This window comes from Pedobacter sp. ISL-64, assembly GCF_018613605.1.
Classification (GTDB): domain Bacteria; phylum Bacteroidota; class Bacteroidia; order Sphingobacteriales; family Sphingobacteriaceae; genus Pedobacter.
Window position 1 is genome coordinate 140,706 of sequence record NZ_JAGGPU010000021.1, and the last position, 24,918, is coordinate 165,623.

The window sequence follows — 24,918 nt, forward strand, 5'->3', positions numbered from 1 at the left end:
CGTTGTTATTGTTAACACGGCTTTACTTCCAATTTTCTCTTTTTAAATTTAAAGAGTATATCTATTGGTATTTATTGTCAATAAGCTATACACATTACCTTGAAATATCGTCATTTCGACCGTAGTGGAGAAATCTTTTAAATTTGATCTCAATAATTTGGTACAAAGATCTCTCTCCCGAAAGTTCGGGACTGCGCTACAGATGACGACCATTCTATTGGGGTCTGTCGAATGTATGATACTGATTTTACAAGGCTATGTTAACCCGAAATATAATAAATGAGAGAACTGTTAAGAATACTGAATTTTTGGATAATTATAATGTTGGTTTCACTATGTGCTCTTGCACAGGATGGACCTGAAAAAGTAAAATGGGGAGCATGGGATAAATGGGGGGATATGGGAGATGGAACTTATAGAAACCCCTTGCTGCCCGGTGATTATAGCGATATTGACTGTATTAGGGTTGGAGCTGATTATTATGCCATTTCTTCTACTTTTCAATTTTCTCCGGGCGTGGTCATTCTCCATTCAAAAGATCTGGTAAACTGGACGATAGCCGGCCATGCTGTAAATGATCTTACACAGATCTCTGCCAAACTCGGATGGGAGCGGATGGACAGTTATGGAAAAGGGATCTGGGCAGGGGCCATCAGGCATCACTTAGGAAAATTCTGGATCTATTTCGGAACACCTGATGATGGATATTTCATGACCTCCGCTAAAAGTATAAATGGACCTTGGTCACCCTTGGTAAAGGTTTTGGCAGCAAAAGGCTGGGATGACTGCTGTCCCTTTTGGGATGATAACGGCCAAGGTTATCTGGTAGGAACAAACTTCGCAGATGGTTATAAGATACACCTGTTTAAACTATCTGCTGACGGAAAAGAAATTATTACCGGATCAGATCAGGTAATCTATCAATCAAAAGGGAGCGAGGCAAGTAAACTTTATAAAATCAACGGTATGTACTACCACTTTTTTAGTGAGGTAAAGGATGATGGGCGGGTAGTGATGATCAGGAAGGCGAAAACCATAACAGGACCATACGGACCCGCGAAACAGATCGGGCATGCACAAAAGGATTTTCACGAACCCAACCAGGGCGGTATAATAGATGCTCCTGGCGGGAAATGGTATTTTCTAACCCACCACGGTTCAGGCGACTGGTCTGGCCGGAATATGAGTCTCTTACCCGTTAACTGGGTTGGTGGCTGGCCTATACTTGACAAAGTAGGTACCGATACCATTGGCAGTATGATATGGGCTGATAAAAAGCCCGTTCGATCTTCAAATAAAATTTTGCCGCAATCAAGCGATGAATTTAATCAGGGTAAAATTCAGCCCCAATGGGAATGGAACTATCAGCCACGCATAGAAAAAATATCGCTAACAGAAAGGAAGGGCTGGTTAAGGTTAAAGGCTTTCAGGCCTATCGAAAAAGATAATTTACTTAAGGCCGGAAATACCCTTACCCAACGTTCCATGCGTACCGTTAAAAACGAATCAGCTGTTAAACTAGATCTGAGCGGGATGAGTAATGGCCAAAAGTGCGGCTTAACCCATTTTGGATCTCCCTTGTATGCTGCATTTGGTGTAGCTCAAAAAAACGGTAAGAAGGTGCTCGAACTGAATTTAAAAAAGAATATTTCTACCGGCCCCGAAATTAAGGGCAATATACTTTGGCTAAAATCTACCTGGGGCCTGGATGGGTTAAGCCAATATTACTATAGTACAGATGGGCTGCAGTTTATCGCCTTTGGTGCACCATACCAGTTAAGCTGGGGGAGTTATAGGGGCGACCGTATCGGTTTGTTTAACTACAATAACGATAGCGACTCGGGATATGTTGATATCGATTATTTCAGATATACATACTAATCTTATCTCTTGGTTGGTAATCCAGGTCTGATTGGAACAGAATAAGGAGGCTGTATCATAAATATAGAATTGTCATCTTGAGGGATAATTTATTGTATAAAAATCAATATTAATGACATATGGATAAAGTAGGTGAATGGTTTTGAAGTATCGTCATTTCGACCGCAGTGTTCCAAAGGAACTCCTTTGGAGGAGAAATCTTTTAAATTTGATTTCAATAACTTGGTACAACGATCTCTCCATTTCACTGCGCTACATCCGATAGCTATCGGATCGAGATGACGACCATTCTTTTGGAATCTGTCAATGCTAGCCTTGCCGAAGAACCTGCCATAACACCGTCGTCTAAGTCGTTTCGACACGCTCTCCGAAGGAGTCCTTTGGGCAACGTGACAAACTTAGATAGAAATTTGTTTTATGATACAACCTCATCGTATAATAGGATTATAGTCCACTAACTCACAATCATGACTCTTGCAAAATTATATTTTTTGCCACAGGGAGTATGCTCCCACTTTTATTTTGTCGTTTCCATACTTACAATTAACTAATGAAGTTTGGCAACAGGGGAGATGGTTTTCTGTTCTGTAGCTTAAACAAAAAATAAAATTAGTGGCAGACAATTAAGCTTATGACTATTAAATTTACACTTATACTCACTACGCTGGTGTTATCGCTATCGGCACTGCGAAGTAATGCACAGCAAACTTCAGCGGTTATTAAAAAGAGGCAGGAAAATAAATCGCATAAAGGTGTACTTGCACCAAAGCCTCTTTTTCGCGATCCTATTTATGACGGTGCTGCTGATCCCATAGTGATCTGGAATCCGAAGGTGTCTAGGTGGTGGATGTATTATACCAACCGCCGTGCTACTCAGATGGATCTTCCAGGGGTAAGTTGGGTTCATGGGACACAGATAGGAATGGCCGAATCCCGTGATGGTGCCAATTGGAAATACATTGGCACGGCTGGTTTTCCAGATCTTCCTGCAGAGGCCGGAGGAAAGGATGCAACTTTATGGGCACCTGATATCGTTCTTGGTGAGGATGGTAAATGGCATATGTACCTGACAGTTGTTCCGGGCATATCCAATAAGTGGGGGCTACCAGGCTTTATCGCTCATCTAACCAGTACTAATATGAGAGAATGGAAATACATCTCTAAACTTGGGCAGCTTGGTGTTAAGGCAATCGATGCCGACATCCTCAAAATGGACAACGGAAAATGGAGGATGTATTACAAACATCAGTTGGAAAGTTCTTTCATCAGAATGACTGAAAGTAACGACCTTTATACCTGGTACGATCCGGTAGATGTACTCAAAATAAATGGAGAGGGGCCTATAGCGTTTAAATGGAAAGACTACTATTACCTAATGATCGATACCTGGAACGGGCAGACAGTCCACCGCTCAAAAGATGGCGAAAAATGGGAAAAACAGCCTGGTCCTCCTTTGCTTGAAGATAATACTGGTACGGGAAAAGATGATGGAACAAATGGCCTACATGCAAATATCGTAATCAATAATGACCGTGCATATCTTTTTTATTTTACGCATCCTGGAAAAATCGGGGCGGATAGGAAAAAAGACGGATTTGAGCAAAGGCGGTCTTCAATCCAGGTTGTGGAACTAGAAGTAACCAAGGAAGGATGGCTTATGGCTGACCGTAACGCTCCCACCTACATAAAGTTGGCGCCAGCTAAAGCACAAACGGCCAAACCGAATTCAACAGATAAATAAAAACGATGAGTTATGAAGGTATAAATTGGATTTTCGTGTTCATAAAATGGAGTTTACAGAGTATTATATGAAGATTTGTATGTCTATAAAATATAATAAAACTACCCCTGCTAAAAGAACAAATGTTGTGACGATATTTATTATGATGTATACCCTTACAAATTAAACCATATGAAATTAAATTACCCTGTAAAAAGTGTGTTTTCGGCATGCCTGGTGTATGCAGCAATTGCAATCGGGTACACTTCCGAAGTACAGGCACAAACTGCAAAAGTGATCAAAGTTAAAACAGACCATTCCATTGCCAAGGTTCAACCCAATATGTGGGGCGTTTTTTTTGAAGACATCAACTTTGGCGCCGATGGCGGCATTTACGCCGAACTGATCAAAAACCGCTCTTTCGAATTTGCAAAACCGCTGATGGGCTGGACTTTCCAACCTAAAAAACCACAGGAAGGCGAGATATTGGTGGTGAACCGAAAAGAGGTGAACACCGCCAATCCACGATATTTACAGGTAAAAAAACAAACCGACGATTTTGAACTCGTAAACGAAGGTTTTAAAGGCATTGGTGTAAAAAAGGGCCTGCGTTACGATTTTTCAGTGATGTACCGTCAATCGAAGCCAGGTATTAAACTTGTGCTATTACTAAAAGATGCGAACAATAAAGTTATCGGACAGGGAAGATTAACCCCAGATCAGACCGGTGGCGATTGGAAAAAGCAATCAGCAAGTTTTACCGCAACAGCAACCGATCCAAAAGCCAGATTTTCGATTGTGTTTCAGGGAAATGGCAATATTGATCTGGATATGATTTCTCTATTTCCAGGCGACACCTGGAAAAACCGCCCACAGGGCTTAAGGGCCGATATGGTACAGTTACTTGCCGATATGAAACCCGGTTTTATCCGTTTCCCGGGTGGCTGTATTGTAGAAGGCACCGACCTGGCCAACCGTTATCAATGGAAGAAAACCATCGGCCCGATCGAAAACAGGCAATTGATTATGAACCGCTGGAATATTGAATTTGCTCACCGCCCCGCACCTGATTATTACCAGAGTTTTGGTTTGGGTTTTTTTGAATATTTCCAGCTGGCAGAAGATATAGGCTCTGATGCGCTACCAATACTAAATTGCGGCATGGCCTGTCAGTATAATTCAGCCGAAGTAGCGAGCCTTGATGAACTCGATCCCTATGTTCAGGATGCTTTAGACCTGATCGAATTTGCCAATGGCGATGTAACAACCAAATGGGGGAAAATGAGGGCAGATCTTGGCCATCCAAAACCTTTCAATTTAAAAATGATGGGGGTTGGAAACGAAAACTGGGGGCCACAGTATTTGGAAAGGCTAGCAATTTTCACCAAGGCCATAAAAGCCAAATATCCGGATTTTAAACTGATCAACAGTTCTGGTACCGGTCCGGATGGCGACCGTTTTGACTTATTGAATATTACTTTAAGAAGCAATAATGCCGATTTTATTGATGAACACTACTACCGCCCTGCTGATTGGTTTTTGAAAAATGCCGGCCGTTACGATAACTACCCAAGAAACGGATCGAAGGTTTTTGTTGGCGAATATGCGGTCCACGCAGACAATAGTATAATTGGAAGCAACCGCAACAACTGGCAAAGTGCTTTAGCTTCGGCATCGTTAATGACAGGCTTAGAGCGCAATGCCGATGTGGTACAGATGGCCTCATATGCCCCGCTTTTCGCTCATATCGATGCCTGGCAATGGGCACCCGATATGATCTGGGTAGATAACCTAAAATCGTACGGAACACCTGATTATTATGTACAGAAACAGTTTTCTACGAATAAAGGAACCGATGTAGTTTCGGTTACGCTTGATGAAAAGAATATTATCGGCCAGGATGGCCTTTACGCATCTGCGGTAACCGATCAGGCAAAAAAAGAACTGATCATTAAAATTGCGAACAACTCCGATCAGGCACAAAATATTGATTTCGACCTGGAGGGGAAAATGAAACTAAAAAGTAAGGCCACCAACGAGGAAATAGCGAACAGTAACCTAAATCAACTCAACTCTTTCGAAAATCCTGAAGCGGTTAGCCCACAAAAAAGTACTATTAATCTAAAAGGCAAAAAGCTCAACATCACTTTAAAACCTTATTCTTTTAACGTTATCAAAATTCCATTTAACCAATAGATTTAACGAGACTGTCTCAGAATTGATTTTGGAGATTTTTGACAGAATAATATTTTGAAAGGTCGTCATTCCCGTGAAAACGGGAATCTTAATACGATAGAACGGCAAAAAATAAGTCCCTACCAAAGCATTAAGATGCCCAGTCAAGCTGAGCATGACGACACCGCCAAATTTAATTCTTTTGCTATTTCTGAATCTGTTATTTTGAGACAGGCTCTGATCAGATCTTTGGAAAGATTGTACAAAAGAAAATAAACCCATTCATACCAGGTTAGTATTTAGTTAGCAAAGGGATATCCCGGATGAGGATATCCCTTTATGTTAATTGCCCTTTCTCCTCTAACCAAATTACAATGTGCTAAGCCATAACTGAGCACATATTCATCCTGAAATACTAGACAGAAATAAATTTTCAGAAATAACCGGTTCAGGAGAGTATAAGTTAGACCGCATTGTGTCTTACTACTAACCAACCAACTATAAACCAAATTTTATGAAGTCTTTATACCTAAAGAATCCTAAATCCGTGCCTTTAAATGTCTCTGTGACGTTTAATTTTTTTCTGGTTCAGGCAGAAATCCATCGACGTTTTGAACTGTACTTTTCAAAATCGATGTGGCTTCTTCCCAAGATTTTCTGATCGACCCCAACTGTTCCATTAAAGGAACATTCATTTGAATCAATTGCACTTATAACACATTTATTATGCGTTTTGTATTTTTTTTATGCCTTTGTATTTCTTCAGTTTCAGTGTCTGCAATGGGGATTAATCATTACGAGTGGATCAGGCAGGATACCACAGTAATCCAGAGGAGCTCAGCCCATATTTCCGCTAAAGATTCGCTCCAAAAGAAGGTAGCCAATATTGGCGGACTAAATAAGAGTGTGGTGAAATCTGTCCGGATATCTTCATTTCCTGGGGTTTCCCTACAACAATATTTAAAAGGACAGGCTGCCGGGGTAACTATTCAGGAACCAAGCGGTGAACCTGGAACAGAACAGCATATTTTTATACATGGCACACCTGTTCCACTCTTTTCGGCGAAAGATATTTCTTCATCGCAACCTTTGATTGTGTTGGATGGAGTACCATTGATTTCCAAGGACCATCCTTTTGCTTACGATATCCAACAGTATGATTACAACCGCATCGGTCCTGCTACTAATCTGCTTGCCGGTGTTGATCCAGAGAATATCGAATCTATAGAAGTGATTAAAGACCTGAGCGAGGTAGCCAGATATGGCCCAAGGGCAGCTAATGGCGTTATTCTTATCCGTTCTAAAAAACCGCAGGCGAAGAAGACCATTAGCTTCAACTCCTATATTGGCCTGGCAACGCGTGATGGGGTTAATACCCTTAACGGAGCATCCGAGAGTAATTTCAGAAAACCGGTTTATAGCCAATATGCTACAGAAGAGCAAAAGCAGAATACTCCGGCTTATTTGCGCGATTCTCTGTATAGCATTTATTACGGGCCAGCCAACTGGACGGATCTATATTATAAAAATGCCTTAATATATTCGGCAAATGCAAGTCTTGCCGGAGGCTCTGATAAAACTAATTTTAGGGCATCACTGGGAAATCAAAGGAATAACGGGGTGGCAGACGGAACCGGACTGAGCCGTTATAGCATTGCCTTTGTAATCAGTATGAAACCCCTGTCATGGTTAAATATAACCACTTCAATTAACGGCAGTCAATTGGTACGCGATAGAAACAGGTACCAACGTGACCGTTTCGCCGAAGAAAGGTATCTCCCGAATTTAACCAATCCAATTTCACCGAACAAAGATTTCTATGCCAACTACTTAAGTGAGTATGATAAATCATTTGACAAGAACAAAACCAATATTTTTGATGGTTATACAGAATTTGATTTCAGTTTTGGTAAACTAAATATCACTTCCAGGTTTTCGGCCGACTATAATGAGGGGTATAGGGATATATTTTATCCCAGTACACTGCTTGAAACGAATAGTTATGTATCCAATTACTTTGGATATAACCAGCGCCTGACAGCAGAAAATACAATAAGCTATTCATTTGATTGGAATAACGTTCACAAGCTAGATTTACAGGCAGGCCAGACATTGCAATGGGATACTTACCATTACAACTATGGATACGCTTACAGAGGTTCCAGTGATTACATTAAGATCAATTTACTTAATGACCCTAAAAATCCGCTTACCGCTTTCTTTTCATATAACCCCAACACCGGATTTCTTAATACGTTAATGTACAGGTTTTTGGATAACATTCAAAACAACCTGATATCCTTTTATGGAAAAGGGACTTATAGTTTTAAAGATAAATATAGCCTATCATTAATGCTTAGAACTGATGGCTCTTCGGCAGCTCAACCTACAAGCCGCTGGCTCTTTTCGCCGGTGGTTTCTGCCGGATGGAACCTGAAGAATGATCTGTCACTTCAGGGCAGCAAAATATCCGAACTGAAATTACACGCAAGTTATGGCCGTATAGGCAGGATGCAACAGGATGATCGTTATGCCGCAGGCCCTCAATATACCGTGGATATCGGTTATACTGGTGAACCCCGTTTAGGAACATACTCTGGTGTGGCAACGCTAAACAGGCCTTATAGTTCAGGATGGGTTGGATATAACATTCCATGGGCATACAGCGAACAAATCAATATTGGAGCAAACATTGGTTTTTGGGACAATAGGTTAATGATTGCTGCCGATGTATACAGTAAAACAGATAAAGATCAGCTGATCGGTGTGCCTGCCTTTGCAGAATATGGTTATACGCAATCTTACCAGGCTGGAATGAATATCAACAATGCTGGCATTGATGCTACCATCAACGCCAATATATTCCCCATTTCCAAAAAAATTCAATGGAACTCATCATTAAATATCAATTATAACAGGAACAGGCTAAAATCATTACCTGGCGGACTTCGTGAACTTGTAGTGGGAAACCGCTTGCTACAGGTGGGAAAAGCTGTAGATCAATATTGGCTGCTGGATAATGGTGGCATTTACAAGAGTAATGCTGAAGTTCCTGTAAATCCTAAAACCGGTCTGCCCCTTAATTTTCAAGGGATTCCGCTTAAGGCTGGCGATGCCATATGGAACGATCGCAATGGCGATTATACCATTGATGATGCGGACCGTATACTCACAGGACATTCTCTTCCATTAGTGTCGGGTGGGTTTAACAATGATTTTAAATATGGTAACTGGACACTTGGGCTGAACCTTTACTATAATCTTGGCCGGAATATCATCAACCAGGACATGGCAAAAAGATTCGATTTCATCAATCAGGAAAGTGCCAACGACATAAATTCGGTCAAAGAAGTTACATTTTGGGAAAAACGGGGCGATTATAACAAATACCCGGCTTACAATCCCTGGAGTAGCGCAGTACCATACCGAAGCGATCAGAATCTCTTCCTCGAAAACGCGGCTTTCCTCAAACTACGCTCAGTATCTGTAGGCTATGATCTAAAGGATCTGCTAAAAGCTAAACGCTCTAAAATTGACAGGCTATATGTTTATGCTACGGCCAATAACCTATTCACCCTTACCCCTTATACAGGGCGCGATCCCGAACTGACAGATTATGCAGGCTACGATACTGGCTACGGACTGCCTATTCCAAGAACCTTTACACTTGGAGTGAAAATGGAATTATAGCAATTGGAACTAATAAAGACTTAAAATTAAAGAAATGAAAATTCGCATTTTAATGGTATTGATTGCCACCTTAACTATATTCGGTGCCTGTAAAAAGATGCTTGATGTTCAATCGAGCAGATTGGTCGACGAGGCCAATATGTACAGGACGGTTGAGGATGCCCGTGCAGGCCTGATGGGCGCATACGGACTGGCCAGGGCAGCGTTGTGTGACAATGACAGGCACTGGATTTACGGCGATCTTAGGGCTGTAAACGGAGCTGGAGGTGATTTTAGGAGTGCTAACCGTTTGGATATGAAGTCTATAGCTGATAATAATCTTCAGGCGACTTTTCCGGTCGTACAGGCCTTGTCAAACTGGAGAAGATTTTATGCTGTAATCAATGCTGCCAATATATTTCTTGAAAGGGCGCCGGGAATCGTTGAGTCGGATAAACGCTATCTGCCGCAGGATCTTAAACTAGATGTAGCCCATGCAAGATTTCTCAGGGCTTTCATGTATTTCTACATGGTCAGGATCTGGGGAGATGTACCTTTCATCATCAGTTCGCATGATGGACAATTTGAAAACAAACCCAGAGAAAACCAACAGAAAATACTTGCTTTTGCAGAATCAGAACTGTTGCTTTCGGCACCAGATTTACCCGTAGCCTACAACAAGAACCAACCCGAGCAGACCCGGACTCCCTACTATACTATTGAGGAAGAGATGGCTAAAAAGCATACAGTTTATGCTGTTCTGGCACATGTATATGCCTGGCAGGGTAAATACGCAGAGTCAGCCAAATGGGCTAAATGGGTATTGGATAATATGGGCCTTGCAGAGATGGGAAATGAAAGGATGTTCTTTATGAATGTAGATCAGACCCGACAGATGTTTAGGGGTGAATTTGGTAATAATCAATACAATATTATTGCCGGATTTAGCCATATGTTTCTAAATGCGGAGAGTGGTACTTCAGGTTTTATGGAAGAGCTTACGCTTGCTGCCCCTTATGTCATCAACAAAAGCTTACCTGCAATTTACGTTCCCAAAGATTCGATCCTATCCATATTCAGCCAGGAAAACGACGCGCGGTTCGGTATTGATAAGATTACCTCTACACCAACTTCCGACCGTTATTTTGGCGTTTTTGATAGACCTTTCCCTGTTTTTACCAAAGTATTTATCATCCGTGATAATAATCCGCCTTTAAATACCATAAACGGTGCCGGATCTGACGGCTCGATGACCCAATATGCAAGTTCTCTTGTTTTTACCAGACCAGAAGAAGTTGCGCTCTTACTTGCCGAAGCCAAAGCAGTGCTCGGAGATGTTTCTGGTGCAATCGATCTGTTAAATGCAAGGCGGATCAATCGTGGCCTTCTCGCATTTGATCAGACTAAAGATGGGAGCCTGATCGATGCTATATTCCTCGAGCGGAGAAAAGAACTTATGGGAGAGGGATGGAGATGGTACGACCTGATCAGGTATAAAAAAATTAAAAATAACGATCCGGCGTTCAATGCGCTCATTCAAAACGGAGGTATTTATTGGCCCATAGCAAAATCTCTGCTTACCCAGAATTCATTATTAACTCAAACGACGTATTGGAACAGATAATTTATGGTTATGAAACGTATACAAATGATATCTAAATACATGAGCGTGCTCCTTCTGGGATCAATGCTTGTTGCCGGGTGTTCAAAGGATAAAGGGGACTATAATTACATCAATAGTACAGTAGCCTTTCCGGGAACTACATACGATTATTTGAAAAGTAAGAAAGGGATCTTTGATTCGCTCTTATTTGTGATCGATCGCCTAAAATTAACCGATACGCTAAGGAACAACAATGTAACCTTATTTGCAGTTACCAATCAGAGCTTTCAGCAGGTAGTCGATAAACTGAATACCACCAGGAAATTACGGGGAAAAGCTCCGGTTTACCTTAAAGATATGGCAGATGAGTCGCTCGACAGTATGATCTGCAGGTATGTAATCAGGGGAAGTTATACAGCAGATTCGCTGACACAGACTGATGGAAAAATGCTTAAGGCCGTTAGGTATGCTTATCCCATGAATGGTAAACTGGCCACTGCTAATGCGAGTGGATACAAGGGTGGTGGGCCAGCGGTAATTAAATATTTCTTTACCAAAAAAAGCAGTTTCGTTAAAGACTGGGTTTTAGCTACTGCTGATGCAATTAACATCCGTACCTCCAACGGTATTGTGCACGTACTGGAAACTACCCATCCCTTTGGATTCGGAGAATATACCAAGCCTAAGGCCGAACCCTATGATAAAAGTACATTCAGACCAGCAGGTTACAATGGGCCGTTCATTTTGCCTTCGGTGGTCGGCGAAACTGTGTTGATCGAAGCGGAAGACTATGACCTGGGAGGAGAAGGTGTTGCCTATCACGATGACTTAACTAAAAACGGGGGCAATTACAGGCCAGCTGAATATGTGGATATTGATGTTGCATTCGGGAGCCTTGGTCAGATGTATACCGATGCCGCTGGTACTTATACAGCCAGTTATTCCCTGGGATGGACAGTTGCCGGCGAATGGACTGTTTACTCTGTAAATGTACCGGTAGAAGGAGATTATAAAATTACTTCAAGGCTCGGCAATGGCAATGCTTCAACTCCTTTAAAGTTTCACATAGAATTTGATTATAAAGACGTAACAGGATCCCTGACTTTTCCAAACAATAAAGGCTGGTGGGTTTGGCAGTTGGTCGAGAGCCCTGTATTTCACTTGAAGGCAGGTAATCATGTTATGCGGTTTTTTCATGAAACCAAAGACATACAGGTGAACAATTTTGTCATCAAACGGGTCAACTAAACTATACGGATATGAAATTTAGAACAATATATATATATCTTGCTTTTGCAGCGGTTATAATAAGTACAGCAACGGGTTGTAAAAAATGGCTGGATATCCCGGCTGATGTAGATTATTTCAGCGAGAAAGTAGATTATACCACGAAAACTTTTTCGCCAGTATTGGGGCGTACAACCGTAATAACCAATATTTTTAACTACGACAATTCAAGTTTGCCCTTAACTTTTCAGCTGCTGAACGTCAGAAAAGCAGATGGAACCCCTGCCGATAACCTCACAAAAGTACAGCCGGTCTGGGTATGGTCTACCGCTTATGATGGCAAAGAAGCCAGTCTGCAGCAAATTCTCGATAAAAGAAAAAAAGAGGACCACCCCTTGTGGGAACTGAGAAAATCGGGTGATCTGATTCTCTGGCAGAGTGCAACCAATGCATCGGTGCCTGCGTATCAGGGTTCTACTAATCCCGGTGGCTATCTTTTCGATGTCAAAGTTTCCAATTCCGGAGGAGAGAAAACCATTAAGGATCTGTTACTTAATCCACTTAGGGAAATGCCCTATGAGCCTACCAACATGGACGTGGTTTCAAGTCTGCCAAAAGATTCTATACTACCTTCTGAACTAAGTGGAATGATCGGCCAAAATACCAGAAAACCACTTTCTAACGATAATAAAGATGTTTACATCTATTTTAAAAGAACGGGTAACGGCAATTCTTTAACCTTTAAGTTTCTGGACAAAAATAAAAACCCGATGAATGTAGATGCTTTTAAAGATACGAAATGGGCCGGATTGATACACGGCTTTAACATGCAAAAAACGGGTGATTATGTCCGGTATGATGTGGCTTATCCTATTCCCCTGGTTAAACTTCCAACAAAATATACCAATGGCGATGGTTCCAGGGCCATGGTAGAGTTTAGCTACAGCCGGATCGGGTTTAATGGGATAAGGGAAACCGGAAAGCTGAAATTTAATTTCAGCATCTTCCGCGAGGGGGATTGGGAAATAGATTTTCACTTCCGTAATGACACACCCAGGTTTCAGGACGAATATTAATGTGTAGGCTTAATATGATACAAATGACAAAGAGAATATTATTGCTCGCGGTTTTTATAACTGGCCTGTTGGTTCCGGGCTACCTGGCAGCACAGGTGCAAAAAGTAATTGTTAAAGGAACTGTTATGGACAAGGAAACCAGACAGGGCATACCAGATGTAACCATTTTATTAGACGGTAAGCCACCAAAACCGACTTCTTTTACAGATCGTGATGGCAGATACACCATTGCAGTAGCTCCAGAATCAACCCTTATTTTTAGGTATATCGGCTATAACGAGAACCGGGTTAAAGTTAAATCCGGACAGACTTTGTTGAACATTACCTTAAGCGCAAGTTCTTCTGATATGGAAGAGGTGGTTGTTCGGGGTTATCAGAAACGGTTAAAAGAAACCAGTACGGGATCTTCCTATGTGATCAGCGGAAAAGAAATCCAGGATATTCCTGTTTCCAATGCAGAGCAGCTGCTACAGGGTAAAGTTCCCGGCCTTAATATACAGGTAAATACCGGGGCACCCGGTTATCGTGGATCTGTAGCAATACGCGGTGTATCCGGAATTGATATTTCGGGTTCGGGAACCAGTTCGTTTTTAACGCCTACTTCTCCACTTTATGTAATAGATGGCGTACCAGTAGAGGCTGATGCAAATTTCGAATACGGCTTCAATTCTGCAGGACCGGGCGTTAGTCCGCTCTCGCTGATCCCTCCTGAGGATATTGGCAGTATTGAAGTGTTGAAAGATGCTCAGGCTACCTCACTTTATGGTTCAAGGGGCGCTTTCGGTGTTATCCTGATTACCACAAGGCGTGGTAATTCTAAAGTGCCAAGAATCCGCTATACCGCTAATTTTTTCGTTAACAAAAGTCCAAAACTCCGTGAAACCCTTGGGGGCAAATCTGAACGGGATGCCAAGATCAATGAAATTTTAACCATGGGGAATTATGTAGATGTGATGAAAATTTCCACTACACCCATCCTGGCAGACAGTTTAAATCCATATTATAACAATTCTACCGATTGGCAGGCGGTATTTTACCGGACAACCTATAATACCACACAGAATCTGAACATCGATGGAGGTAATGATAAATTCAATTACAAAACCAACTTTGGATATTATGGAGAAAAGGGAATTATAGAAAATACAGGTTATAAACGCTACAACCTGACTACAAACATGAACTATAAGCCAAATGATAAGTTTGGTGTATTTATAAATCTTGCCGGCGGTTTGGGGAAAAAAAATAAAGGCGATGGACAGGGGCTTTTTCAAACAGGCGTAGCAACCAATGCTTCGGTCTCCTCCTTGCTTCCTGGCCCATCTTTATTTCAGACAACTAGCGGGGTATTATCAGCGCTTACCATCAAAAATGACAATGTTGCCAAAAACCTGCGCTCCAATGTTGATGTGAACTTTCTGGTGTTTCCTGGCTTTAGGGTTTCTTCAAGCGGTAGTTACGATTACGCGGTAGGAACAGAAGAAACATTTACACCAGCTGCTGCCAATTATTTGTACTCAGGTATTTATTCCTATAACGAACGGAATTCGACCTTGTATAACAGGAGCGGGTTCACTTATTCTAAGAGTTTAAAAGACGGTACGCATAATTTCTTTGTAAACTCGTTTGGCGAGGTTTACCTCAAAGATTATCAGGCGTCGTTTATTATACAGCAGCGTACACCCAATGATCAGTTTCAGGGGCCGTTGGGTGCAAGTAGTTTCGCTTCCAGGGGAGGAGGAGTGCTCGGAAATTATAAAAACGAACATGTGGTATCTTTCGCCAGTGCTTTTTCTTACGATTATAAGAAAAAGTATGTGCTCGATCTTACCTACCGGCTTGATGCGTCATCTGTTTCCGGTTTTGATAATCCTTTTGCTAAAAATCCTTCTATTGGATTTAGATGGAATTTTAACAGAGAAAACTTTTTGGCTAACTCCAAATGGTTGTCATCCGGTGATATCCGCATGAGCTGGGGCAGGAATATCCAGCCTACCGGAAATATTTATTCCCTGTACGGAACCTACGCCCCAAACGGCAATTATGTAGGCGTTCCCCGTATCGGTATAAACTATGGCAGTTTACCCAATAGTGTTTTACAGCCATCGACCAATACTACGTATAACTTTGGTGTAGATATGGGCTTCTTCGATAGTAAAGTAGAATTTATGTTCGATGCTTACTATAAAAAAGTAACCAATCTCAAACGTGACATGGCCCTTTCGAGTATGACCGGTTTTGGACAGGTATCCAGCAATGATGCCGGTCTGATCGATTATGGTTATGAGCTGTCAGTAGTGTTGCGGCCTCTGCCTAAAAATAGTCCTGTAAATTGGAGTATTTCTGTAAATGGCGCCATAAACCATGATGTGTTAACCCGCCTGCCCGGTAATATAAACCAGATCGTGATCGATGGAGACCCGACAAAGAACAACCCTGCAACCGTGCTGCGTGTTGGTCGGAATACCCTGTCAAATTTTCTGTTGAACAATCAGGGGGTTTATGGCAGCAATACTGCGGTTCCTGTTGATCCGGCCACGGGGCTCCTATACCGCACCGATAACAGCTCTACTGCATTTTTTAGGGCCGGAGACCCGATCTGGCAAGATTTGGACGGAGATTATGTATTAACGAACAAAGACCGGATGGTGTTGGGTAACTCACAGCCGATTGTAACGGGAGGATTAAATACCTATCTGTCCTACAAAAATTTCTCGCTGAATGTGAATGGTTCATTTACCTTAAAAAGAGATATCATTAACGATGCATTGGCCTCCAGGTTAAGGTTGGTTAGCAATCCTTTTGGATCGAGTGTATACTTGCCACTTTCGGATGTCAATTACTATGGTTCCTCAGGCGCAGCGGCGGCTTATCCAAATCCGTTTGATTATACCAGATCGGGCATAATAAATCCTTTCCGGTCTAACCAGTCACTTTTCCAGGAGGATGGCAGTTATTTTAAGTTGAACAATGTAACCTTTGGTTATACCCTGGGAAAACAACTTGCAAAGAGAATGGGGCTTAATATGGCCAGGGTTTACCTCTCGGCAAATAATGTGGTTACTTTTTCTTCATATTCAGGGCCAAATCCGGAGAATGTTACCGCTTTAGGTTATGATTCTTCTGCAGGTTACCCCGTTTCCCGCACCTATAACCTGGGTGTCAATGTAGAATTTTAATGATTTAACCCACAATCCAAAGAAAATGAAAACACACTCCTTTTATATACTACTTCTCGCAGTTTGCATCTCAAATTCTGCCTGCAAGAAATTTCTGGATGTAAAGCCCCTGGATAAATTAAGCGGTAATGTCTTTTGGCAATCACGGTCTGATGTCGAATCATTTACCAGCGATCAATACGCAAACCTGAGAAACAAATTTACCAGCACTTCTTTTATTCCCGCTACAGGCGAACTGCGTTCGGGATACATCCTGCCTACTATATTAAATAATTCCAATTCTGTAGGGGAAAAAAATATCCGCCTGGTTTATACACAGTTTGCAACGAATAACCTGAAAACAAATACAGGTGTACTGTCATCTACCCAGCCCTGGAACGGGCTTAGCTTTGACTCGATCACCAAGTGGTATGAGTTTTATTCTGTTATACAGGGAGCCAACATCCTGTACGAACGGGTTAATAATGGCGTTCCCGGCCTTTCAGGTGATGATAAGAAAAGGTATCAGGCAGAGGCTGTGTTTCTGCGCTGCCTGACTTATTTTTTCATGGTCAGGCTATATGGCGATGTGCCATATTATACCAAAGCTTATCAGCAGGCTCCGTTGCCCAGGGAAAAAGCTGTATCTGTGATCAACCAATGTATTGCTGATCTTAAGGCAAACCTGGATAATTTACCATTGGTTTACCCTGATCCCGCATTAAGGGCTGTTAGGGCAACAAAAGGGGCAGCGCTTGATCTGCTGATGAATATGAACATGTGGAATGCAGGCTTTGATAGTGGTAATAAGTTGAAATATTATCAACAGACAGCAGATTTGGGCAGTGAATTAATAGGCAGCAACGTATACCAGTTACTTCCCCTTGATAACTTTAGTGAGGTAATGAAAGGCAGGAGCAACGAAGGGATCTTTGAATTTAACCAAAGTATAAATTATGAGTCCGCACCTAATTTCAGGGCTTTTTTTGGAGAGATCATGCTTAGATATCCGAATAAAAATAGCGGAACAGACAACAGCTCAAGCCATGCTTATTTTAGGGCAGATTACCTGCTGCGTTTGTATCCGGCAGGTATAGCAGATAAGCGTAAGGATCTTTGGTTTGACAACAGTATGCTCAGCCAGGATGGGAATTTTCAACTGCTCAAATTTAAAGGCAACCTAGCATCTAACCAGAGTAGCCCGGAATGGGGCCTGATCATTTTTAGATTCGCCGAAGCAATTTTGCTCAGGGCTGAAGCGCTTGCAGAGCTGGGTGGACAGGATGAAGAAGCGATAAAAATGCTGAATATGATAAGACGCAGGGCCGTTGCACCTGAGTATATAGGAATTGGTGGACAAGACCTGAAAAATGCAATCTTCAATGAGCGCTGTAAGGAACTGATGGGTGAAGGACACCTGTATTTCGACCTGATCAGGACCGGACGGATCTTAAACCCGCAATGGACACTCAACCCGCTTTCAGCTGATCAGTTTGCCAGGGGCGGATGGACCTGGCCGATAGACGTTTCCGCACTATACAACAATCCATACATGAAATTAAACGAGTACTGGCAATAATAAATGCTAAGCGATATGAGAAATTATTTTAAAAAAATAAGATGGGGGCTGGGATTATTTTCTTTGATCCTGTTATTATTGGCTTCCTGTAAAAAAGATAAATATTATTTTGACGGTGGTAAATCTGATCCCAATTTCAAAGGGACCATGCTTCAATACCTGCAGTCAAAGCCCCTACAATTCGATACAATTGCACAGATTATAAAAATTGCTGGTCTTGAAAAGGAGTTTCAGCAGGATGAACTGACATTTTTTGCGCCAACAGATCTGTCGGTCAGGTCGGTTCTAAAAAATGTCAATAACTACCTCTACCAAAGCGGTAAAGACACGCTTAAAGTGCTGACTGACATTCAGCCACAGATCTGGCGTAAGTACCTGATGATGTATATGTTCAAAGGTGCAAACAGGATGAAAGATTATTACCAGCTGGATATCAATCTTAAATCGGTTTATCCCGGACAGAACTATTACTCTTATAACAATGTGATTTTTAACATCGGGGTGATATTTGAAGATATCAATGGGATCAAATATGCAGGGTACAGGCATCTTACGATTGGTTATATCACAGATCTCAATAAACCTACTGATAGCTGGGTTAGTGCCGATATTTCATCATCAGATATTAAACCGCTTAATGGGGTGGTACATACATTGAACACCAATCATATTTTCGGATTTGATTACGGATTTGTTTATGATGTTTATGCCGGTAAATGATGAGGATATTAAAATTTTATAAAACGGATTATTTAAAATTAAGATAATGAATTCAAAATATATCAGTTTAACACTGGCTTTTTTAACCATACTTTTTATTACGGCCTGTAAGAAAAGTGAAGTTTATGAAAATCCCTATGAGGGTGGAAAGCAACCCTTGGGGATTAGCCTCAGTCTCAGCACGGCTCCAGTGCCTCAGGAAGCAACTGGCGGAAGTACGGTTACATTTGCGGCAACAGGTTTATTGCCGTATAAAGACCTGGCTGTATTTTCCTTCAATGGGCAGAAGGCTGAAATACTCAGCATTACGGCAACGGGCATTACCGTCAAAGTGCCTGAAGATGCCAGTACGGGCGTTGCTACCTTATCTATAAACGATCAGGTGTTTTTTGGACCAAGGTTTAAGGTCGGTGGAAAGATTAGTATCGATCCGGAGTTTAGGGTTAGCGGTGGCGCAAACAGGGACATTTTTGCTTATTATCCATTAACAGATGACCGCTTTATTTTTCTTGGAGCATTTACCGATTATGATGGCAAAGGCATCATTACTCCGATAAACCGCATTGTACGTGCATTTAAAAATGGGGGCGCCGATATTTCTTTCCGTTCAGGCGGTGCAGACGGTTCATTGTACGGCATTGCTCCCCTGGGGGATAAATATATAACCGCAGGCAGTTTTTCGGGCTTTTATTTTAATGCCGGAAGATCCATTTTGACAAATATTAACAATATTACCCAGCTTAGCGCCAGTGGCGAAGTAGATTCGGTGCTTGTAGATACTTATAGTACCAACCATAGCCTGGCTCCGGGTATTCCGGCTACAGGAAAGAAAAAGGCCGTTCCTGCTTTTAATGGAGGGACTAATTCTACCATTGGAAAAATTTATAATTACCAGAATAAATTAACAGCAACCGGTAATTTCAAGTATTACATCAGCAAACGATATGATATTTCCAGGAAGCCTGTAGTAATCTCCGGTGTAACCCTTTATGCCGATAGTATTGTTATCGACAGTATGGAGACCCCTCAGGTTGTGCGTTTCAATGCCGATGGATCACTGGACAAAACGTTCCGGTTCAATAGTGCAAATAACATGGGCCTGCCTGCCGGAAACGGGTTTGTATCCAGCTCCTATATGCAGGCTGACGGAAAACTGATTGTGGTTGGATCTTTCAATAAGTTTGATGAGCTTCCTGCCGGCCGGATTGTCCGGTTAAATTTAAATGGAACAGTAGATCCCGTTTTTAATTCGGGCACAGGCGCAGATCAATCCATTGGTTCGATAACCTACAATCCGCTTAACCGGAAGTATTTAATTACTGGTTCTTTTACCACCTACAACGGCATGCCAGCCAAAGGAATCGCCCTGCTTAATGAAGATGGTTCCATCGATCAGTCATTTGTATCAAAAGGATTTTCTTCGGATGGCGGTGCCACTTTTGCCAAACAGCTCTCAAACGGTATGATCGTAGTGAGCGGTGTCTTTTCCACTTATAATGGGATCAGGCGATCAGGCTTTATGGTGTTAACACCTACGGGAGATCTGGCTAGGGGGTACAATGCGATCGGAAGCATCAAGGGATATGTGAATGATCTTTATGAAACAACCAATTCAACCGGGCAGATGGCTGTTATGCTTATCGGATCTTTTAGCCAGATCGATGGTACGGGAGCAAACAATATTACCCGCTTAGTATTTGAAAAATAGACCTGAAAATCTTTTAATAGTTAAGAAAATGAAGAATTATAGATTGACAACAGGCATGATGGCACTTTTTACCCTGGGTATTGTGGTATTATCATGCAATAGTGGATTTGATAAGCTGCTGCCTTCAAAGGAGTACAGCGATTCGACAACGGCGGTAGCAAAAAGCAGGAAAGTTTTATACCTGATTGTGGATGGGGCAAGAGGCTGGTCGGTACGGGATGCGCAGGCTCCTAATATTACTGCATTGACTAAAAATGCGACCTATTCGTGGAATTCGCTAAGCGATAGTCTGTCAAATAATGGCAATGGCTGGGCAGATTTACTTACGGGTGTTAATAAAGCAAAACACAAAATTATTGACGATTCTTTTACCGGAAATAAACTGGATCAGTATCCGGAAATCTTTCAGCGGATTAAATCTATAAAACCAGATACAAGAACAGCCGCATTCGCTGCCTCGGCATTGTTTAAAGATAAATTAACTACAGGTGCCGATATCAGTCAAGCCTACAACACTGATGCAGAAGTTAAAACCGCAATTATTTCTGAACTTGGAAACGATGCCTCTGCTTTGATAGTAGGGCAGTTTGGAGCGGTTAACGCAGCCGGAATCCAATTTGGGTACGACAATTCCTTTCCGGCTTATAAAAGTGCCATTTTGCAATTTGATCAATATCTTGGAGAAATCCTCATGGCATTAAAATCCAGAAAGAACTACGCAAAAGAAGACTGGCTGATTGTGCTGACTTCCAATCACGGCGGACAAGCAGTAATCCCGGTCGAGCAAGATGACAAAACCATTTTTAGCTATCCTAAAGCCAATACATTTACAGTTATATCCAACATCAGTTATAAGCCGTATCTGCTTGATAAACCGTTCACCGGTAATAAGTATACGGGTAAATTTTTGCGCTTGTATTCCAATCCCGCCAGTTCAGCTGCAACTCCGGCGACCTCGGTCCGGGCTGAAGTCAAGAACAACAATAACATTTATAATTTTGGAGATACCATATCTTTTACGATCGAATTAAAGGTCAAAAAAAATATTCGCGGTACCAGTTATCGATATGAATGGCCGGTATTTTTCTCTAAAAGATTTGATAAGACCAAAAAGGTCGGAAATGGATGGGCATTTGGTTGGGAGTCGGATAGATGGCGGTTTTTTATGGGAACACCCGGCCAAGATCATCAAGCGGCTGACGATCCAACGAATCTTATCGATGGAAATTGGCATAGTCTTGCTGTTGTGATCTTGAACCGCGATTTTAAAAGAGTAATCCGCTATTTCCGCGATGGCAAATATGTGGCAGAGAAAATATTGCCAGACAATTTCGGAACAATGAATAACTCCGCACCCTTGCAAATGGGCCTCATTCCAGTTGATCTTAATAATCCTTTTGATGGTTACCTTAGTGATATCCGCATCTGGAAAGCTGCACTACCGGATGCTGTGATTTCCCAATTTTCCTGCGATACGAGAGTCAATCAATCACACCCGTACTGGAACCGCCTAATTGGTTATTGGCCGGCAAATGATGGCAGTGGCTTAATTATTAAAGATGAAAGCCCGGCCAAAAACGATTTTCATATTTCCGTCGGTACCGGTACTACTTTACAGTGGGATACTTTAAATGATATCATCTGTCCACCCCCCACAGGCGATTTGGCCTTACTGGTTCCAAAAACAACAGATCTTACACGCCAGATCCTGAGCTGGCTGGCCGTTGCGCCGCCTGATAGCTGGAAACTGGATGGCAGGGTCTGGTTAAATCAATAGGATCTTTATCCGCTTTGATGAGAACGAAGAAATTCCGTTCATCATCAAAGCAGATTTTAAACGCATTTAAAATCAACTTGGCCAGTCCTGATAATGGCCGCGCATTAATTTAATCACAATATGAAGTATTTATTGACCTGCTTTTTGTCTTTTTTCTCTCTCTATGGTTTTTCTCAGCATAACAATAGTTTAAAATTGTGGTATAACAAACCTGCAGAGAAATGGGTAGAGGCTTTGCCGGTTGGGAATGGAAGAATCGGGGCCATGGTTTTTGGAGGAATAGAACAAGAACTTTTGCAGCTTAATGAAAGCACATTGTGGAGCGGTGGCCCCGTAAAAAAGGACGTAAACCCCGAAGCTAAAAATTACCTTCCCAAATTACGCGAAGCATTATTGAAAAATGAAGATTATACACAGGCAAACCGACTTTCAAAAAAAATGCAGGGACTGTATTCAGCGTTCTATTTGCCAATGGGCGATATAATGATCAAACACGATTTTGGAAGCTCGAAAGCCGATAATTATTACCGGGATTTGAATCTGACAAACGGACTGTCTACTACACAGTTTACTGTTAATGGTGTAGAATATACGCGGGAGATTTTTACTTCTGCCCCAGATAACATAATGGTAGTCAGAATCAGGGCAAATCAGGTTGGTAAACTCAAATTTACGGTAGCTGTAAATAGCTTGCTTAATTACCGGTTATCCACGCAGCTTAATAACGAACTAATTGTAAGCGGCAAGGCTCCGGTCAATGTAAATCCGTCTAATCCTAAAGGTGTAGAGCCGCTTATTTACGGAGATACGGGCGGATGCAACGGGATGCGGTTTCAATATCGGATAAAAGCGATAAGCAAAGATGGAAGTGTGAATACGCAAAACGATCGTTTGCTCATATCTGGTGCTACAGAAGTATGGTTATATGTAGCTGCGGCGACAAGCTATAATGGCTTTGATAAATGTCCGGATAAAGAGGGGGAAGATGAAAATAAACTGGTTTCCGATTTGATTGATAAAGCCTCCAAAAAGACTTATCTAAATGTTTTTAATGCACATGTTGCCGATTTTAAAAAATATTTTGATCGGGTGTCTTTCCATGTTAAAGATACGCTGGTTAATAATCCTAATGCTAATCTGCCCTCCAATGAAAGGTTGAAGGGGTATGCTTCGGGAATTTATGATCCAGGCCTGGAAACATTATATTTTCAATATGGAAGGTACCTGCTGATGTCCTCATCCCGCCCCGGTGGACCGCCGGCTAATCTTCAGGGAATCTGGAACAAGGAACTGCGGGCACCATGGAGATCAAATTATACCATTAATATCAATACCGAGATGAATTACTGGCCTGCAGAAATAACCAATCTTTCAGAAATGCATATGCCGCTTTTGAACTGGATACAAAGTTTGTCAAAAACAGGAAAGGTAACTGCAAGGGAATTTTACAACGCAAACGGTTGGGTTGCACACCACAATTCAGATTTATGGGCTTTAAGCAATCCTGTAGGAGACAAAGGTGCCGGCGATCCCTCTTGGGCAAACTGGGCAATGGGTGGAAACTGGCTTTGCCAGCATTTGTATGAACATTACCGGTACACAGGAGATAAGAAATTCCTTGCAGAAAAAGCCTACCCCGTGATGAAGGAAGCTGCACTTTTTACATTAGACTGGCTGGTTGAAGACAAGGATGGTTATCTGGTTACAGCGCCTGCAACCTCTCCTGAAAATAAGTTTAAAGACATGGCAGGAAATCAACAGTCGGTGTCTGTAGCATCCACAATGGATATGTCCATCATCAGGGATCTTTTTGCAAATGTGATTGACGCTGCAAATGTTATAGGTACTGATAATACTTTCCGTGATTTACTGATTTCAAAACAGAAGAAACTCTATCCATTAAAGATCGGAAGTAAAGGACAGATCCAGGAATGGTATAAGGATTTTACTGAAACAGATATCCATCACAGGCATGTTTCTCACCTTTTTGGTTTATATCCAGGCCGCGAGATCTCACCCTTAACACCAGAGTATTTTGCGGCAGCACGAAAATCCCTCGAAATACGGGGAGACGACGGGACTGGCTGGAGTAAGGGCTGGAAGATTAACTGGTGGGCAAGACTACAGGATGGAGACCATGCTTATAGCCTGATCCGGCAATTGTTAAACTATGTTGAAACCACTGGAGGCAGTGTTAAGGGCGGTGGTACCTATCCGAATTTTTTTGATGCACATCCGCCGTTTCAGATTGATGGCAATTTTGCTGGTACTGCCGGAATGGCTGAAATGCTGATGCAGAGTCACCTTGGCTTTATTCATTTATTGCCAGCATTACCAAAAGCCTGGAATGAAGGTGAAATAAAAGGCCTTAAAGCCCGAGGAGGATTTGAGATATCGATTACCTGGAAAAATATGAAGTTGCAGGCCGGGTCAATAAAATCAATAAATGGAAACGAATGTATTTTGCAGACAGATCTGCCAATAAGGATAAATGGAGTGAAGACCAGTTCCAAAAAAAATACCGGAGGTTACGAGACTAAGTTTAAAACCAGTAAAAATAAAACCTATCAATTTACCGCTTTATAGCAAAAAAAATGCGATAGGTGAGGCCTTACCTTTAATTTG

The 24,918-nt window shown here is 41.9% G+C and carries 13 protein-coding genes; all 13 read left to right on the top strand.

The features are described from left to right. The first annotated feature begins 321 nt into the window (after positions 1-321). The 13 genes from J7E57_RS23090 (at position 322) to J7E57_RS23150 (ending at position 24,879) form a co-directional block, all read left to right on the top strand. Positions 322-1,881: a glycoside hydrolase 43 family protein gene (locus J7E57_RS23090; protein ID WP_215125679.1), complete on the top strand. Its 1,560-nt coding sequence runs from the start codon at positions 322-324 to the stop codon at positions 1,879-1,881. Between the two features lie 631 nt (positions 1,882-2,512). After that, the gene (locus J7E57_RS23095) at positions 2,513-3,622 is read left to right on the top strand and encodes a family 43 glycosylhydrolase (RefSeq protein ID WP_215125678.1); all 1,110 of its coding nucleotides are present in this window, start codon (positions 2,513-2,515) and stop codon (positions 3,620-3,622) included. Positions 3,623-3,793: 171 nt separating this feature from the next. Continuing rightward, positions 3,794-5,797: an alpha-L-arabinofuranosidase C-terminal domain-containing protein gene (locus J7E57_RS23100; RefSeq protein WP_215166286.1), complete on the top strand. Its 2,004-nt coding sequence runs from the start codon at positions 3,794-3,796 to the stop codon at positions 5,795-5,797. 705 nt (positions 5,798-6,502) lie between these two features. Then, positions 6,503-9,466 carry a SusC/RagA family TonB-linked outer membrane protein gene (locus J7E57_RS23105; protein WP_215125675.1) on the top strand — a complete coding sequence of 988 codons (2,964 nt, stop codon included), beginning with the start codon at positions 6,503-6,505 and terminating at the stop codon, positions 9,464-9,466. 34 nt (positions 9,467-9,500) lie between these two features. Further along, positions 9,501-11,069 carry a RagB/SusD family nutrient uptake outer membrane protein gene (locus J7E57_RS23110; protein ID WP_251030016.1) on the top strand — a complete coding sequence of 523 codons (1,569 nt, stop codon included), beginning with the start codon at positions 9,501-9,503 and terminating at the stop codon, positions 11,067-11,069. Between the two features lie 9 nt (positions 11,070-11,078). Beyond that, positions 11,079-12,296, top strand: a complete 1,218-nt coding sequence (locus J7E57_RS23115) for a carbohydrate-binding protein (protein ID WP_215125674.1) — start codon at positions 11,079-11,081, stop codon at positions 12,294-12,296. Between the two features lie 11 nt (positions 12,297-12,307). Next, the gene (locus J7E57_RS23120) at positions 12,308-13,351 is read left to right on the top strand and encodes a DUF5007 domain-containing protein (RefSeq protein ID WP_215125673.1); all 1,044 of its coding nucleotides are present in this window, start codon (positions 12,308-12,310) and stop codon (positions 13,349-13,351) included. A gap of 23 nt (positions 13,352-13,374) precedes the next feature. Beyond that, positions 13,375-16,530: a SusC/RagA family TonB-linked outer membrane protein gene (locus J7E57_RS23125; RefSeq protein WP_251030017.1), complete on the top strand. Its 3,156-nt coding sequence runs from the start codon at positions 13,375-13,377 to the stop codon at positions 16,528-16,530. A gap of 25 nt (positions 16,531-16,555) precedes the next feature. Next, a complete protein-coding gene (locus tag J7E57_RS23130) occupies positions 16,556-18,088 on the top strand; it encodes a RagB/SusD family nutrient uptake outer membrane protein (protein WP_215125672.1) in 1,533 nt (510 codons plus the stop codon). Between the two features lie 15 nt (positions 18,089-18,103). Beyond that, entirely contained in the window at positions 18,104-18,808 is a 705-nt protein-coding gene (locus tag J7E57_RS23135; protein ID WP_215125671.1) for a fasciclin domain-containing protein, read from the top strand. A 46-nt stretch (positions 18,809-18,854) separates the two neighbouring features. Next, positions 18,855-20,516: a DUF5008 domain-containing protein gene (locus J7E57_RS23140; protein WP_215125670.1), complete on the top strand. Its 1,662-nt coding sequence runs from the start codon at positions 18,855-18,857 to the stop codon at positions 20,514-20,516. 28 nt (positions 20,517-20,544) lie between these two features. Then, positions 20,545-22,293, top strand: coding sequence for a LamG-like jellyroll fold domain-containing protein (locus J7E57_RS23145; protein ID WP_215125669.1), 1,749 nt, complete (start codon positions 20,545-20,547; stop codon positions 22,291-22,293). Between the two features lie 120 nt (positions 22,294-22,413). Then, positions 22,414-24,879, top strand: a complete 2,466-nt coding sequence (locus J7E57_RS23150) for a glycosyl hydrolase family 95 catalytic domain-containing protein (RefSeq protein WP_215125668.1) — start codon at positions 22,414-22,416, stop codon at positions 24,877-24,879. The last annotated feature ends 39 nt before the right edge of the window (positions 24,880-24,918 follow it).